The organism is Okeania sp. SIO3B5 (assembly GCF_010692555.1).
Taxonomy (GTDB): Bacteria; Cyanobacteriota; Cyanobacteriia; order Cyanobacteriales; family Microcoleaceae; genus Okeania.
The window spans coordinates 18626-34107 of the sequence record NZ_JAAHHG010000061.1; the positions used below are offsets into that span (position 1 = coordinate 18626).

Below are 15482 nucleotides of genomic sequence, written 5' to 3' on the forward strand. Positions count from 1 at the left end.
ATAAATTAAGACAATAGCTAAACTTAAACCAAACCAGAATATCCAGCTTCGACTTATCAAATTTTTATGTAAAATTGATAAAAATCTACTAATTTTTAATTTGGATATTAAAGTATTTGACATATTTGATTATAGGTAAGCGTTCAGCCGTCAGCTATCAGCAATCAGCTATTACTTTTAGTTTTAGGTAAAAGCTTTACTAATATAGTCAGAATTAAATCTTACTATAAAAGCTGGCTTTAAAGTTTATATTTATTAAAACCCCCTCATTAGAGCTAACAGCTAATAGCTAATAGCTGAATGCTTACGATTATAGACTAGGGATTTTATAAGACATGATATGATTGCCAATCGTTGTTTAGTCTGAATCATTTTTTCCAATTTATTGTAAGTTATTAATTTTGACTTTTGACTTTTGACTTTTGACTTTATTATGGAGCTACTGATTGAAAATAGTCAGCAATGAAATCTTGAGGAAATAATTCCGAATCGAAAAAACGACGCATCCAAAATATATGTTGTCGTGCATCATCTTGGATGAAATATTCACTTTGGAGGGAAAATTTGAGAGATTGAAAACTATAAATTAAGACAATAGCTAAACTTAAACCAAACCAGAATATCCAGCTTCGACTTATCAAATTTTTATGTAAAATTGATAAAAATCTACTAATTTTTAATTTGGATATTAAAGTATTTGACATATTTGATTATAGGTAAGCGTTCAGCCGTCAGCTATCAGCAATCAGCTATTACTTTTAGTTTTAGGTAAAAGCTTTACTAATATAGTCAGAATTAAATCTTACTATAAAAGCTGGCAAGTTTATATTCATTAAAACTCCCTCAAAGTCATGAATACGAGATAAATAATTTTAATTATGTAAAAAAGGAGCTAGGTTTTATTAGAAAAGCAACTCATGCTTTAGCATTATAAGCAGAAGGAAAAAGAGGTGGTTGTAATAAAGGAAAATTAAATTATTGGGGAGGGGCAGTGAATCTTCACATATTACCGATAAATTTTGGTTTAAAGCCTTCCCTTTTAAGGGGATAATCAAGAAAAAAATTTCCTTTTAACCAATCCTATCCGTTTTTAAGAAGAGGTAATTAGGGCTTGCTGATTAAATATCAAAGTATTGACTTATATTGGTTTGATGATTTTTAGGGTCGAATTGCAGTACCTGGTTTTCAGTTGAAAATGCTCAAAAAGTTAGGATTTTGACAAGACTTGGACGGAGAAATTAAGGAGAAATTCTTCCAACTACATCCTCTGTAATTCCCATTTATTCAGAATTCTGAATTCTGAATTCTGACTCCTACCCTCACCCATAAGACTTTTTCAGCAAACCCTAATTATTAATTATTAATTATTAATTGTTGAACAGACCCACCTATATTTTGCAGGTCTTAGCAAAAAGCTACAATATTTTAGATTAACCTATTTCATATAAATAATAGTCTTCAGAGCAGAGTTTTTTGGTGCTACTTCTATCAATAAATGACATGAAAAAAAGTCGTACCAAAGAATAAAAAGGTAGGCAAATGTTACTTGGATTACCCTTAATCTTCAATTGCTCAATATTTGTACACCCTAGTTTTGAACTATCAAAATAATTGGGTCTAAAACCCTGCCTTTTAATCAGTTATTAGTTAAATATTTTGTCTTTTTTCTGGTTTGAGCAAAATCATAAAAATAAAGTAATAATTGAACTTCTAAGTTATGACTTCAGGCTTAAGAAATTCCTGTTACAAAAACAACTTCTGACTTCTGACTTCTGACTTGATTAACGAGAGGCTCTTACTAACAATAATACTGCCACTCCAAGACCTAGAAAATTTGGTAACCATCCAGCCAAAAAAGGAGTCAAAACCTCTTTTTGCCCCATTGCTCCTGTAAGAAAAGAAAGTAAATAGTAGCCGAAAATAATTATCACACTAATACCAAAGCTAGTACCTCTATTGGCATTTCTCTGATGTCTAATTCCTAAAGCTGCTCCTACTAAACCCAGAACCAAACACACAAAAGGTACAGCAAATTTTTGTTGAATTCTGACCTGAGTTTTAACAATTTTCCGATGATTTCCGCTCAGTCGCATTAACTCCAAATATTCATAAGATTGAGGAATATTCATCTGTTGATAAGTACGTCTTTTACCTGCTAAATCTAAAGGGGCTGTAGAAAGCTTTAATTCTTGATGGTCAAACTTAACAATATTACGGTAGGAACCATCTGGAGATACAATATAAATAGTCCCATTAAACAAGTCCCAAATATTTTCTGCTGGATTCCAGGTTGCTGACTCAGAGGACACAATTTGGTCAATTCCATATTGGGAACGATCTATAATAGTTACTCCCTTCATATACTTACCATCAAACTTTTCGGCATAGAATAAACGAGTCAAGGTATCTTCCTTGCTTCCGTCTGGCCGCTCAACTTGGCCAAATTCTGGATAGATAATATTTTCTTCCCTAAAAGGAGGATCTTCTCGATCTAAAGTTCTCTCTAAAGTCAGAGATGCTTGATAATTAGCATTGGGTACAATTACCTCATTGATGGCAAAAGTTAAAGCAGTTACCGTCAGACTGAATATGACTGTAGGTACCACCATTCGATAGACGCTAATGCCACAACTACGGATAGCAACTATCTCACTATTGCTAGACATCTGACTGTAAACCATGAGAGTAGATAGCACCATTGCCATCGGGAATGCCAGGCCAATAAATTCTGGCATTTTTAATAGAAATACTTGAAAGGCAATAGAAATAGGTAGTCCAGATTCTGTAACTTTTCGGACTAACTCAAACATTGCCCCTACTGTTACCCCGATGGATGAAAATAATCCTACACCAAAGAGAAATGGCCCAATTAATTCTGTAATGATGTAGCGATCCATGACTGAAATTTTGGGTTCCAGCCTTTGTAGGAAGAATAAAGATTTTGAGATACTGCGCTCCATATAGTTCAGATTTTCAGAATTTAGAATTTAGAATTTAGAATTTAGAATTTAGAATTACCTATTCTTATAAACAAAATGAAATGGGAATTTTTCAGAATATTATTTAAGGTTAACGTATCTGAATCAAAATTTCAGGAAGTAGAGAATTGAGAAGAGGAAACTATAGCATATTTCGGGCAAATGATGTACAAAATGAATAGTGAAGATATTGTAGTGCGGGCATCTTGCCCGCTTCGGGGTGTACCTCATAACAATGGAAAACGCTGTAATTCTGATTAATTGTAGAGGAGAATAAGCAAAGTCTACCAGGGAAGTAAGATGTTCCTGCTATCGTTTTCTGTAACCAAAATAATTTGAATATCAAGGGAGCAAGATGCTCCCACTAAGTTTATTATTGTTCGACGGTATCGGTTTCAAAGTTAACTCCTTCGTATAAAACTTCAATAGCAGAAGTAAATTCAATACTGGATAATGTAATTGACTCTCCTTCTGTATATGCACAATAATGCCAAATTTTTCCCTCGCCACGTTGATAAATTTCTACAGATATTGATTTTGAGTCTACTAAAACATATTCTTGCAAGCTAGGAATTTGACGATAATATTTAAACTTCTCGCCGCGATCGTATTTTTCTGTACTGGGGGAAAGAATTTCAATAATTATTGTAGGATGTTCGATAAAGTCACGAGATTTTAAATCGTCAGCATTGCAAGTAATAACTAGATCGGGATAAAAATAACGACTATTTTTACTCTCCCGAACTTTGACATCCGACGTATTTACTTGACATCCTCTCTGACGGAGATGGGGTACGAGAGCTATACAAAAATTAATAGCAATATTATTATGAGGAATACTTCCTCCTGTCATGGCTAAAATTTCTCCATCTATATATTCATGGCGAAATTCTTGTTTAGCTTCCCATTCTAGATATTCTTCAGGAGTCATTTTATGATAATCTTGGGGTTGAGCAATCATAGTTTTCTTTTAGTTAAATTAATTGTTTATATCTTATCATTAAATATGCTATAATCACTATTATTGTTATAATTTGTGTAAATAATTATCAAAAAAATATGGCTGAAATTACTATAGATGAAACCAAATTGAAAGAGTTGTTGAAAGTAGCGATTATTGAGTTACTACAAGAACAAGAAGAGGAATTTTATGAAATTTTAGAAGATATTTTGATAAAAAACGCTATTCAAGAAGGTGAAAATACTGAAACAGTTAGTCGGGAACAAACATTCAAAACTCTCAAGAGAAAGCTATGAATGTTGAGTTTAGAAAAAGTTTTGAAAAAGATTTACAAAAGATTCTTGATGCTGATTTATTGACTAGAGTTCAATAAATTATCGAGCAAGTTTAAAAAGCGGAAAATTTAACGAAAATTAGAAATATCAAAAAGTTAAAAGGCGAGGCAGAATACTATCGGATTAGAGTAGGAGATTACCGATTGGGTATTAAAGTTAATGATGGTATAGTCTCTTTCGTTAGGATACTTCACCGAAAAGAAATTTACAGATATTTTCCTTAGCTTTTCTAGAGCGATCGCTCTGTTCAAAAGTTGAGTAATTAATAGAATCTATAATTTTTGTAGCGGTCTAATACTTATATTTTTCCTATGTTCCTCAACTCGTTTAATTCGTTTTTTCAGTTTGCCCCGATTAAATAGAATAGTTTAGAATATTATCTAATAATTAACTTAATCTGAGTCTAATTTTAGGAGGCTGAAAATTATGGAACCTATTACTATTGTAATGGCGCTAGCTGCTGTATTGGGGACAAAAGCTTTGGAAAAAACTGGAGAAAATATTGGGCAGGTGGTTTGGGATAAAAGTGCTAAGTTGATGAAATATCTGAAACAAGAGTCTCCCAATACTGTAACTGCTATTGAACAAATTTCGGAGCAACCTTTGGATTATGGTCAGGCAGTTTTGGAAATGCAGGAGGCAGCAGAAAATCCTGATGTTGCTCGGACAATACAGGAGTTGGCAGCGACAGTAGAAGAAAATCCTCATCCAAAGTTGACTGAGGTGGTGGCAGAAATTAGAGAAGCGTTAAAGTCTCTGGAATCGGAAGATAACAAAAATGCCAACATAGTAGCAAAAGAAGTTAAGGCGGAAAAAGGTGGGATGGTGGTTGGAAAAAGTGAGAAGAAAATAAAGACAGAAAAAGATGGGATAGTTGCTGACACAATTGGTAAAATTGACAAACGTAAGATTGACAGGCGAACTACTATTTGACTGACTTCGCCTGAACAGGGCAGGGAATTGAATCTCAAGGAATGGCAAAATGTTTGTTGGAAAATGCTGAATAATCAACTAACCAGTAATTCCCTATTTCACGATGATGAGGAGGCAAAAAAACACCGAGAACAAATTTATGTTCCTCTGGCACTGGTGGAACGGAAAAAGTCTGAGAAACGAGAACAAGATGGGTTATCTCCCGAACAGGGAGCGAAACTTTATGAACCCCAATATGAGGAAAAGCAAAGATTTACCCACAATACTTTCTTAAAAGAGATTTTACAGCAAAAACAAGGTAAAAGTCAAGGCAAGAGAATTTCTTTAATTGGAGAACCGGGGGCGGGAAAAACTACTCTGCTACAAACTATTGCGAATTGGATATTAGAGCTGATTGGGATTTTTTCTTGCCCCGCAAACACAAGAATAAACCTGTGAAGGGGAGACGTTATCGAATTTTTGAGCCGCAGTGGAAGCAGGTGATTTTGTTGTGGTTGGGGCGAGAGGATGTGGAGGAGGAAGAGAAAGAGGGGTTTATTAAGGCTTTAACTGAGTTTAAGGATGGGTGTAAATACTTTTTGCCACCAAAGGAAAAATTAGATAGGGGTTTCTATGAATATCAAGCTTATTTTCTGGCTGCTGCTGGAGTCGGTGAATTTAGCAAATGCAGCCAAACTGATAAAATAGTGAAGAAAGTAGTTGGTTGGGGTAATATTTTCAATGAAAAAGAAGCTCAGACTGTTTTGCTAGAAACTCCAAGGAAAAACACTATCAATGCTTTTGTGCAATTGTTAAAGTCTACTTCTGATGATTATACTCGCTGGCAAGCAGCAGAAACTTTAGGGGAAATTGACCCTGGCAATCAGAAAGGAATTGATACTTTGCTGCATTTGTTAAAGTCTACTTCTGATGATTATACTCGCTGGCAAGCAGCAGAAACTTTAGGGAAAATTGACCCTGGCAATCAGAAAGGAATTGATACTTTGCTGCATTTGTTGGAGTCTACTTCTAGTCATTGGATTCGCTGGCGAGCAGCAGAAAGTTTAGGGGAAATTGGCATAGGAAATCAGAAAGCGATTGATACTTTGCTGCATTTGTTGGAGTCAACTGCTGATTATAGGATTCGCAGGGAAACAGCAGAAACTTTAGGGAAAATTGACATAGGCAATCAGAAAGCGATTGATACTTTGCTGCATTTGTTGGAGTCAACTGCTGATTATAGGATTCGCAGGGAAACAGCAGAAAGCTTAGGGCAAATTGGCACGGGCAATGAGAAAGCGGTTGATAGTTTGGTGAAATTGTTGGAGTCAACTGCTGATGATGATACTCGCAACCAAGCAGCAGAAAGCTTAGGGAAAATTGGCACGGGCAATGAGAAAGCGGTTGATAGTTTGGTGAAATTGTTGGAGTCAACTGCTGATTATAGGATTCGCTCGCAAGCAGCAGAAAGCTTAGGGAAAATTGGCACGGGCAATGAGAAAGCGGTTGATAGTTTGGTGAAATTGTTGGAGTCAACTGCTGATTATAGGATTCGCTCGCAAGCAGCAGAAAGCTTAGGGAAAATTGGCATGGGCAATGAGAAAGCGGTTGATAGTTTGGTGAAATTGTTGGAGTCAACTGCTGATGATGATACTCGCGAGCGAGTAGCAGTAAGCTTTTGGAACATTGGCACTCGCAACCAAGCAGCAAAAAGCTTAGGGAAAATTGGCACGGGCAATGAGAAAGCGATTGATGGTTTGGTGAAATTGTTGGAGTCAACTGCTGATGATGATACTCGCTGGCGAGTAGCAGAAAGCTTAGGGCAAATTTTAGTAGAAGAACAGATGGCAAAAGTGGTCACATCCTTAAAAGACTACCTATCACCTATAAACTACTTAATTAACAGCGATCGCTTCGAGAAATGCTACGAAATAATCTGGAAGTGTGCCCAAACTCTCCCCTACCCAGAATTTTATCAAGCTTGGCATCCTCCTGTTAGGCCGAAAAAACCACGCTGGTTGTTTTGGTGTTTATGCTTTTTGTTAGGATTAGTCGTAGTATTTACACTCACCTAATATAACAGCAGTGTTTCGATAAACTTGAGAGAAATTTCCTATGATTTCCACCTTAATTAAGCGTCTAATATTTGCTTCTCGTCCCATAAATACTCAAGATTGGTTAGTGGTAGGAGTAACATTGTTAATTTATGGAGCGATCGCTGATTTTCCCGCTTATTGATTTTGATTTATCTATTGGACAATAGTAATCAGATTGGAAATACACTTAAAAAACAGCGCTCGCCTCACACTACTATTGGACAATAGTAAGCAGATTGAAAATACTCTCAAAAAGCAGCGCTCGCCTCACACTACTATTGGACAATAGTAAGCAGATTGAAAATACACTCAAAAAAGAGCAATCGCCTCACACTACTATTGGACAATAGTAACGAGATTGGAAATACACTCAAAAAAGAGCAATCGCCTCACACTACTATTGGACAATAGTAACGAGATTGGAAATACACTCAAAAAAAAGCGATCGCCTCACACTACTATTGGACAATAGTAATGAGATTGGAAATACACTCAAAAAATAGCGCTCGCCTCACACTACTATTGGACAATAGTAAGCAGATTGAAAATACACTCAAAAAACAGCGCTCGCCTCACACTACTATTGGACAATAGTAAGCAGATTGAAAATACACTCAAAAAACAGCGCTCGCCTCACACTACTATTGGACAATAGTAACGACATTGAAAATACACTCAAAAAATAGCGCTCGCCTCACACTACTATTGAACAATAGTAACGACACTCAAAAAATAGCGCTCGCCTCACACTACTATTGGACAATAGTAACGACATTGAAAATACACTTAAAAAAGAGCGCTCGCCTCACACTACTATTGGACAATAGTAAGCAGATTGAAAATACACTTAAAAAAGAGCGTTCGCCTCACACTACTATTGGACAATAGTAACGACATTGAAAATACACTTAAAAAACAGCGTTCGCCTCACACTACTATTGAACAATAGTAAGCAGATTGAAAATACACTTAAAAAAGAGCGATCGCCTCACACTACTATTGGACAATAGTAACGACATTGGAAATACACTCAAAAAACAGCGTTCGCCTCACACTACTATTGGACAATAGTAAGCAGATTGAAAATACACTCAAAAAACAGCGCTCGCCTCACACTACTATTGGACAATAGTAACGACATTGAAAATACACTCAAAAAACAGCAATCGCCTCACACTACTATTGGACAATAGTAACGACACTCAAAAAAGAGCGCTCGCCTCACACTACTATTGGACAATAGTAACGACATTGAAAATACACTTACAGCGCTTTTCAAGTTGATGAACCACATCTTCACAAACAAAACCTTGTAGGGGCGTTCCATGGAACGTCCCTACTGTGGTCTACTTAAATGAAAACCGCTGTAAAAAAGAGCGATCGCCTCACACTACTATTGAACAATAGTAACGACACTCAAAAAAGAGCGATCGCCTGACACTACTATTGAACAATAGTAACGACATTGAAAATACACTTAAAAAACAGCGCTCGCCTCACACTACTATTGGACAATAGTAACGACATTGGAAATACACTCAAAAAAAGAGCGATCGCCTCACACTACTATTGGACAATAGTAACGACATTGGAAATACACTTAAAAAACAGCGCTCGCCTCACACTACTATTGGACAATAGTAATGAGATTGGAAATACACTCAAAAAACAGCGATCGCTTTACCGTTAGGCTTTAATTCTGGATTTTTGCGAGTTATCACTTAAACATACTTATTAATAAAAGCTTCAGGAGTTAGACACTCAAACTCTCCAGTTTCTTCTACAATAGCCTTAACTAATTTATAGTTTGCCGACACAAAACATTGAGCTTTACCTAATAATTAATAATTAATAATTAAATAATTCGCGCCTTGAAGCCTCCCATTTTAAGGGGAAAAAATAAATAATATCTCCTTATATTCAATCCTCTCGGTTTTAACCAGAGATAATTATCAATTATCCATTATCCATTATCCATTAATGAACTGTTTTACCAGTTAAATAAACTCCTGCATCCTCTCTAGGAATATTACCTAAATTCTCAATTATTTCTAATTCATATTCATCCACTAGAACATAAAAAACTTGAAAATTTTGCCAAATTTTATCGACTATTTCTCCAGCTATTTCAAAAAGATAAAAAAATAAAATTCCGTATTTCAAGCCTCCAACTAAAGCCGATGATACTGATAACTGATAACTGATAACTGTTAACTGAAATCACGTTCTTGTGAAATTTCCTGTCTCACTTCTCGTACTAAATTCACTATATCCTCTCTTGATTTATATCCTGCCTCTGCTAAATCTTTAGCAAATTCTGACTGTAAATTTTCTATAGGCATTAAAGAATATCGAGCAGATTTATTTTTCCTAAGTTCAACTATCATTTTTTCAATTAAAATAATTTGTTCAGAAACAGGAAGTTGTTTGGCTAAATTAAACACTTGTTCTAGCATAATAATATTACCTCAGTATAGGTTATATAGCAGAAAAAAGCGATCGCTCCTTTTTTTCAGACTTTTTATCAAGAACGATCGGCAAAGATTAAATACAGTTTTTTCCTACAGCGAAAGGTAAACATTCAGTCAAAATAATTTTATCCCTAGAAATTTTCACAACTAAATAACTGTATTAATTCTCACTATTAAATCTTGCTAATAATTCCTCCCGTGATAATTGTAATAGCACAGGAACAAATTCCTCTGGAGATAATAACAACATTGGCTGAATAATTTCTCTGAGTTCGTCATCTAAAGAATTAAACCTAACTTTCAACACACTTTCGATAACTATTCGGCTACCTTGCTGAGTAGCAGTTTCTAATTGTTCTAATAATAGTGGTGATAAGCGCATAATTAACTCCCTATCTTGTACTTCTAATTCTGAACTTTATTCTAAGTTACTACGCAAAAACGATAATAATAACAAAGCATTTAACCGAATTAATTCTCACTATTAAATCTTGCTAATAATTCCTCCCGTGATAATTGTAAAAGTAAAGGAAGAAATTCCTCTGGAGATAATGACGACATTGGTTGAATAATTCCTCTGAGTTCTTCATCTAAAGAATTAAACCTTAATCTCAACAAATTTTCGATAACTGCAGTACGCTCCATTCGGGTAGCTCGCTCCATACCTTGCTCTATACCTTGCTGAGTAGCAGTTTCTAATTGTTCTAATAATAGTGGTGATAAGCGCATAATTAACTCCCTATCTTGTACTTCTAATTCAGAACTTACTTCTAAGTTACTACGCAAAGATGATAATGACAACAAAGCATTTAACCGAAATTGATTATCTGGTGGCAATGCTTCTAGCTCATCAATTGCTTGTTGTTGTACTCTATCTCTGCCCAAAATTCTTAACCATAGAGTGTCTAATGTCTTTGGTAATTGATGAATTACTACTAATCCTGCTCTGAAATATTCCGGTAATAAATAAATTCCTGGACTCCAATTTTCATCATCACTTTTAGCACCAAAACCCTCTAATATTGTCTTTGATGCTGTAGGTGTTAATATCCATAATTTCGGATAATTATTTTCATTCAGGCGGGTATTTTCCCGATTTACTCGACGGATAAAATCTGTATTTACCTCTAATAATTTAAGTAAACAACTCCGAATTTCATCAATTGTTACAGGATTTCTAAAGGGTTCAAATAGACAAATTGTTGTAGCTAATTCTCCTAATAATCCTAATGCTTCTGGAGAAACTTTTGGTTGAGTTGATGGAGCAAAAAAAGACATCTACTTGTCTAACTTCACTGCGAATTTCTAGAGGAATTTGACATTCTCCTAGTTGGGATAATAATTCTTCTAAATAATCTTTAGCGAATTGGTCATGGATAAATCTTGTCATGCCGTTTCATGGAATTCAAATTAATAATTCAAAAGTCAAAAGTAAGTCAACGGAATTCAAAAGTCAAAAGTAAGAATCAGGACTTACGCATGAGGTAGGAAAAACTAGGATTTGAGATTGCTTCCCTATCGGTCGCAATGACGAAAATACGTTGTATTGCGTAAGTCCTAAGAATTATAGTAAGCATTTTAGCCTCTGTCTAATATTATTGCCCATAATTACTACACAAGTATTTAGATCGATTAATATCATATAGTTGCAGTATTTGAAAATAATGATTAATTGGCCTACTATCCTTTCTCACAAACACTCAAAACCTTACCCCTCCCTAACCCAAAACTGGATCGTTATAGTTTTTCTAATTTCCCTCACCCTCTGCTTACTTTCCCCCACCTTCGCCCAAACAAAACAACCATCAAAGTACGACATTACCAGTCAAATACTATTCAACCAACCCAGTTATTACCCACTCGAACAAACCATTAACAACCAACTCTACCGCCCAACAGCAACCTGGGTAGGGCGACTCATTCTGCCAAAACCAGACACCCCTCCACCAAGCAACCAACAAGACTGGGTATGGATAGAAATCTATAACGCTCCAGAAACAGCTAAAAATTTAGAGGGGGAAATACTGCCTTTGCAATGGAGTCAACAACCATTAACACAAACATTCGTCGAAACTGTTACGAAAGATATTCAATTTTCTCAAGCAGCTAAAAACAGTAGTAACAACGGCAATGTCTTACCCACTCGCCTCAATGGTTTAACCAAAGTCGGTCCCTTAACATCTCTCGCCGGAGCTAGACCTAACGACGATATGATAGTCGGTCTGGAAAACGTCAAAATTACAACAAACGAAGGAGGTTCCCCTATTCTGGAAACTCCACTCGAACCCATGCAAATTACCGGACGTTATTACGCATTAGTTGATATCCTGGGCACGGCAACTACAAACGCCACTCCAAAAAATTGCCCTGGAAACCAACCATGCACCAGCGAACTTTTCCAAGTACGTCACTACAACCCCACTACCAAAAAATTCGACAGCGCAACAGAAATTATCCGCATTCCTCAACAACCACTCCTACCCAACAATTTATTTCAATCAACACCCCAAGGAATAACAGACTCTCCAGCAGGGAAAGCAGGTTGGTATATTTATGGAGCAAAAGACACAGCAGGAATATTTACAGTCCAAGCAATAAAACCACGATCGTTCTTTCAACTACAACCGGAACAAACTATCCAGGGAAAAACAGCAGGCATCAAATATATTGACCGCCAAAATTGGCAAAATACCGAAAGTCGTAAAGGTAATATTCAAAGTGTATTAGTTATTGGGGAAGAAGGAAGTAAAGTAGATAAACTTTCTCCTCCCAACTCTGTACAGACGTTGCATGCAACGTCCCTACCTACTCCCAACTCTCTTCTAAAAGAAGGAGATTATGCTTTAGTCATTCATCTATTCGGGGGTATTGGTGGAGAAAAAAGCGAACCCGTATTCGTAGGAACAGTTACCGGACATTTTTCTTACGGTTTAGCTCAAGTAGTGCGAGATACTTTTACCAACGAATTACAATTTGACATCAAATACCAACAAGTTTACGCCCAAAACTCCAACGGCATAATTTCCGGTACCCATAGTTGGGAAAATTATATGGGAAATTTGGAAAAAGGATGGTTAGGAACTCGCCCAGTCTCGGATATAGTTGTCAAATTAGACGCACTTAAAGATTATGATTTTGGCGGTGTCATCCTCTCCCCTTTCCGAGAATTTATGTATCAATTACAAATAATGACAGCTCGCTACCGCACGGGGGATGGAACGGGGGTAGCAAGAGTGAGTCCGGCAACTTCTTGTGTCCAAGACTCTAGTCAAGCACTTTTTATTGCCATTAGAAGTATTGAGAATAAATTTTATTCCACACCAGAAATTCAAACCTGGCTAAAATCTCATCCCGACAACCCACAAACATTAAGGTTTCAACAACTTGTTTCTTTGGGGAAAAAACTGGAAAAGGCTTTAGTTCCAAGGGGTGTTGTGCGCCCAGACTGGCAGAAAAATGCTGAATATTTGGCAGGGATAAATGCGAGAAATGGGTTTGTGAATGAGATTAGTATTGTTAACAGTATTTTGAGTTGGCGATCGATGATGCCTCGTCGCGCTCACGATGAAGTTAGCACTATTTTCCTAGAAAGTGGTGCAGAATTATGGTTTCTCCGCACTAATCAGGTGGGAGGATATGACCCAGATATTGAACCAGTGGCACCGACTGTTGCATTTGGGCAGTTTCCTCTAATTTCAAAATTAATTGAGCGTTTGATATCTGCTTCTCGTCTGATGAATAGTCAAGATTGGTTCGTTGTTGGGATAACATTATTAATTTATGGAGCGATCGCTTTACCGTTAGGATTTAATTCTAGATTTTTACGAGTAAGTCGAGGTTTTGGCAACCTCAAAGAATTATTTCAGGGTTTGGTAGTGGCGTTTTTTACTCCAGCTTTTATGGAAGAGTTAATATTTCGAGTTTTCTTATTGCCTCATCCCACCGAGAAAATTTCAACTATTATGTGGTGTTTTTGGGCAGCATTAAGTTTATTCTTATTTATTATTTATCATCCAATAAATGCTCTAACTTTCCATCCCCAGGGAAACCCAACTTTTATGAAACCCATTTTTTTGACATTAACAGGAATTTTAGGATTAGTATGTACAGTAGCTTATCAATTAACTGGTTGTTTGTGGGTTGTGGTAATTATTCATTGGGCAGTAGTTGTGATTTGGCAATATTGGTTAGGTGGTAAAGAAAAATTGTATGGAAGTAATTCAACAATTAATAATGAATAATGAATAATGAATAATTACCTCTCCTTGAAAGCGGATAGGATTGACTAATTATGAAAATTTTTATTTATTATCCCCTTAAAAGGGGAGGCTTTAAACCAAATTTTTTCGGTAATGTAAGGAGGTATCATTCATTATGTCTCAAGAATTATTAAATGAGTTAATCAGTAAATCAGAAAAATTAAACATTGAAGAAAAACTTCAATTAATGCGTTATTTATCAAATAATCTTCAAATAAATGATAATTCAACCCCTAAACCTCGGCGTAAATGGCGTGAAATTCAAGGAAAAGCAACTTATCCATTAGTAGGAGAAGATGCTCAAGAATGGGTTTCTCGAACTCGTCAATAAGCCACAGAAAACCGCGAACAAATTATCCGTAATAATACAGATTAATCATCTAACACCATCCGTATATCCGTGGCAAAATCCGTGTCTAGCCACTATCTAGCTTGATCATTGTTGAGTCATAATAATACAGATTAATCATTTGACATCATCCGTATATCCGTGGCAAAATCCGTGTCTAGCCACTATCTAGCTTTATTATTGTTGAGTCATAATAATACAGATTAATCATTTGACATCATCCGTATATCCGTGGCAAAATCCGCGTCTAGCCACTATCTAGCTTGATCATTGTTGAGTCATAGCCATTACTTTTTCCACTGTCAAATCTGAGATATTGTCAAGAGTGGGCAGTACATCAGTTCCAGCAAACACCAGTGGTAGTTCTTGGTTCTCCCAAACCCAGATTTGCTGTCGCTGAATATCAATTAACCAAGCAAGTTGAGTCCCGTTACCCAAACAGTGCAGAATCTTGTTCTGTAAGTCTAATGTGCTTTGATCCGGGGAACGAATTTCAATTATCCAGTCCGGTGAACCTTGCAGTGAGCCATCTTGATTCCTAAGGCGATCGCTTTTGACAACCACAATATCTGGTACAGGAGATAAGGGAGGAATAATGCACCGGAGTTCCTGAATAGCTTCATAAGCTTCGGTTTTGTTGTTAATAGTATTGACGAGGTTGCGCTGGAGGCGGGAATGAAACAGGGTTGGCATCGGTTTTTGTTGTGGTTTTCCATGGATAAATTCCCAAGCAGGAGAAGTTTCGATATTGGGTTGTTGGAGAAAAGCGTCTAAGGAATTAGTAGTAGTTGATAATTGCATAAGTTTATTTTTTTTAGGGAATAGGGAATAGGGAATAGGGAATAGAAATTAAGATAGGTTTACCTCTTTTTTTAGGGAATAGGGAACAGGGAATAGAAATTAAGATAGGTTTACCTCAAATATACGACTAGGAGAAATAGTCATTTTTTTTAATTTAAAAGTATCAGGACTTACGCATTGACAATAGATATAGGGTTTCGCTCAGTTACGCTACCTTACACTAGGCAGAGAGAGGTACTTATAACTGATAACTGATAACTGATAACTGAAATGGCGTTCTTGTGAAATTTCCTGTCTCACTTCTCGTACTAAATTCACTA

The 15482-nt window shown here is 36.2% G+C and carries 17 protein-coding genes and 1 CRISPR repeat array; of the genes, 9 read left to right on the forward strand and 8 right to left on the reverse strand.

The annotated features are described in order from the left end of the window. Positions 1–431 precede the first annotated feature (431 nt). The 3 genes from F6K54_RS11215 to F6K54_RS11225 form a co-directional block, all read right to left on the reverse strand. A complete protein-coding gene (locus F6K54_RS11215) occupies positions 432–704 on the reverse strand; it encodes a hypothetical protein (RefSeq protein WP_366558105.1) in 273 nt (90 codons plus the stop codon). A gap of 1077 nt (positions 705–1781) precedes the next feature. Further along, positions 1782–2960, reverse strand: coding sequence for an LptF/LptG family permease (locus F6K54_RS11220; RefSeq protein WP_293077439.1), 1179 nt, complete (start codon positions 2958–2960; stop codon positions 1782–1784). 391 nt (positions 2961–3351) lie between these two features. Beyond that, entirely contained in the window at positions 3352–3939 is a 588-nt protein-coding gene (locus tag F6K54_RS11225; RefSeq protein ID WP_293077441.1) for a Uma2 family endonuclease, read from the reverse strand. A 98-nt stretch (positions 3940–4037) separates the two neighbouring features. Here F6K54_RS11225 and F6K54_RS11230 point away from each other — a divergent pair, with 98 nt between their 5' ends. The 7 genes from F6K54_RS11230 to F6K54_RS11260 all read left to right on the forward strand — a co-directional run bounded on the left by F6K54_RS11230 (position 4038) and on the right by F6K54_RS11260 (position 8972). Beyond that, entirely contained in the window at positions 4038–4235 is a 198-nt protein-coding gene (locus tag F6K54_RS11230; protein ID WP_293077443.1) for a hypothetical protein, read from the forward strand. Between the two features lie 125 nt (positions 4236–4360). Then, positions 4361–4498, forward strand: coding sequence for a type II toxin-antitoxin system RelE/ParE family toxin (locus F6K54_RS11235; RefSeq protein WP_293077466.1), 138 nt, complete (start codon positions 4361–4363; stop codon positions 4496–4498). A 202-nt stretch (positions 4499–4700) separates the two neighbouring features. Further along, positions 4701–5207: a hypothetical protein gene (locus F6K54_RS11240; protein ID WP_293077445.1), complete on the forward strand. Its 507-nt coding sequence runs from the start codon at positions 4701–4703 to the stop codon at positions 5205–5207. Positions 5208–5234: 27 nt separating this feature from the next. Then, on the forward strand, positions 5235–5645 hold the full coding sequence (locus F6K54_RS11245; protein WP_293077447.1) for a hypothetical protein: 411 nt from the start codon (positions 5235–5237) through the stop codon (positions 5643–5645). Beyond that, positions 5585–7261, forward strand: coding sequence for a HEAT repeat domain-containing protein (locus F6K54_RS11250; protein WP_293077448.1), 1677 nt, complete (start codon positions 5585–5587; stop codon positions 7259–7261). The genes F6K54_RS11245 and F6K54_RS11250 overlap by 61 nt, the downstream gene beginning before the upstream one ends. A 40-nt stretch (positions 7262–7301) precedes the next feature. Beyond that, positions 7302–7424 (forward strand): hypothetical protein, encoded by a 123-nt coding sequence (locus F6K54_RS11255; protein WP_293077450.1) that lies wholly within the window; start codon positions 7302–7304, stop codon positions 7422–7424. 60 nt (positions 7425–7484) lie between these two features. Continuing rightward, positions 7485–8528: direct repeats of the CRISPR family, unit length 29 nt; unit sequence CGCCTCACACTACTATTGGACAATAGTAA. Positions 8529–8747: 219 nt separating this feature from the next. Beyond that, positions 8748–8972, forward strand: coding sequence for a hypothetical protein (locus tag F6K54_RS11260; protein ID WP_293077452.1), 225 nt, complete (start codon positions 8748–8750; stop codon positions 8970–8972). Positions 8973–9259: 287 nt separating this feature from the next. On the opposite strand, the gene F6K54_RS11265 is transcribed toward F6K54_RS11260, so the two are convergent. The 4 genes from F6K54_RS11265 to F6K54_RS11280 form a co-directional block, all read right to left on the reverse strand. Next, positions 9260–9445, reverse strand: a complete 186-nt coding sequence (locus tag F6K54_RS11265) for a hypothetical protein (RefSeq protein WP_293077454.1) — start codon at positions 9443–9445, stop codon at positions 9260–9262. A 47-nt stretch (positions 9446–9492) separates the two neighbouring features. Further along, positions 9493–9738, reverse strand: a complete 246-nt coding sequence (locus F6K54_RS11270; protein ID WP_293077455.1) for a hypothetical protein — start codon at positions 9736–9738, stop codon at positions 9493–9495. Between the two features lie 175 nt (positions 9739–9913). After that, positions 9914–10135 (reverse strand): hypothetical protein, encoded by a 222-nt coding sequence (locus F6K54_RS11275; protein ID WP_293077457.1) that lies wholly within the window; start codon positions 10133–10135, stop codon positions 9914–9916. An 89-nt stretch (positions 10136–10224) separates the two neighbouring features. After that, complete coding sequence (locus F6K54_RS11280) at positions 10225–11031, reverse strand: flagellar assembly protein H (RefSeq protein ID WP_366558106.1); 807 nt, start codon at positions 11029–11031, stop codon at positions 10225–10227. A 386-nt stretch (positions 11032–11417) separates the two neighbouring features. Between F6K54_RS11280 and F6K54_RS11285 the strand changes: the two genes are divergently transcribed. Together F6K54_RS11285 and F6K54_RS11290 are read left to right on the forward strand one after the other, a co-directional pair. Continuing rightward, positions 11418–13994: a type II CAAX prenyl endopeptidase Rce1 family protein gene (locus F6K54_RS11285; protein ID WP_293077459.1), complete on the forward strand. Its 2577-nt coding sequence runs from the start codon at positions 11418–11420 to the stop codon at positions 13992–13994. A 133-nt stretch (positions 13995–14127) separates the two neighbouring features. After that, positions 14128–14343 (forward strand): hypothetical protein, encoded by a 216-nt coding sequence (locus F6K54_RS11290; RefSeq protein WP_293077460.1) that lies wholly within the window; start codon positions 14128–14130, stop codon positions 14341–14343. A gap of 285 nt (positions 14344–14628) precedes the next feature. Here F6K54_RS11290 and F6K54_RS11295 read toward each other — a convergent pair whose 3' ends face one another. After that, the gene (locus F6K54_RS11295) at positions 14629–15162 is read right to left on the reverse strand and encodes a Uma2 family endonuclease (RefSeq protein WP_293077462.1); all 534 of its coding nucleotides are present in this window, start codon (positions 15160–15162) and stop codon (positions 14629–14631) included. Between the last annotated feature and the right edge of the window lie 320 nt (positions 15163–15482).

What these genes read in the sequence shown, in the direction of transcription:
- F6K54_RS11215 (WP_366558105.1), bottom strand. Translation starts at nt 704, where the DNA reads ATGTCAAATACTTTAATATCCAAATTAAAAATTAGTAGATTTTTATCA.
- F6K54_RS11220 (WP_293077439.1), bottom strand. Translation starts at nt 2,960, where the DNA reads ATGGAGCGCAGTATCTCAAAATCTTTATTCTTCCTACAAAGGCTGGAA.
- F6K54_RS11225 (WP_293077441.1), bottom strand. Translation starts at nt 3,939, where the DNA reads ATGATTGCTCAACCCCAAGATTATCATAAAATGACTCCTGAAGAATAT.
- F6K54_RS11230 (WP_293077443.1), top strand. Translation starts at nt 4,038, where the DNA reads ATGGCTGAAATTACTATAGATGAAACCAAATTGAAAGAGTTGTTGAAA.
- F6K54_RS11240 (WP_293077445.1), top strand. Translation starts at nt 4,701, where the DNA reads ATGGAACCTATTACTATTGTAATGGCGCTAGCTGCTGTATTGGGGACA.
- F6K54_RS11255 (WP_293077450.1), top strand. Translation starts at nt 7,302, where the DNA reads ATGATTTCCACCTTAATTAAGCGTCTAATATTTGCTTCTCGTCCCATA.
- F6K54_RS11270 (WP_293077455.1), bottom strand. Translation starts at nt 9,738, where the DNA reads ATGCTAGAACAAGTGTTTAATTTAGCCAAACAACTTCCTGTTTCTGAA.
- F6K54_RS11275 (WP_293077457.1), bottom strand. Translation starts at nt 10,135, where the DNA reads ATGCGCTTATCACCACTATTATTAGAACAATTAGAAACTGCTACTCAG.
- F6K54_RS11280 (WP_366558106.1), bottom strand. Translation starts at nt 11,031, where the DNA reads ATGTCTTTTTTTGCTCCATCAACTCAACCAAAAGTTTCTCCAGAAGCA.
- F6K54_RS11285 (WP_293077459.1), top strand. Translation starts at nt 11,418, where the DNA reads ATGATTAATTGGCCTACTATCCTTTCTCACAAACACTCAAAACCTTAC.
- F6K54_RS11290 (WP_293077460.1), top strand. Translation starts at nt 14,128, where the DNA reads ATGTCTCAAGAATTATTAAATGAGTTAATCAGTAAATCAGAAAAATTA.
- F6K54_RS11295 (WP_293077462.1), bottom strand. Translation starts at nt 15,162, where the DNA reads ATGCAATTATCAACTACTACTAATTCCTTAGACGCTTTTCTCCAACAA.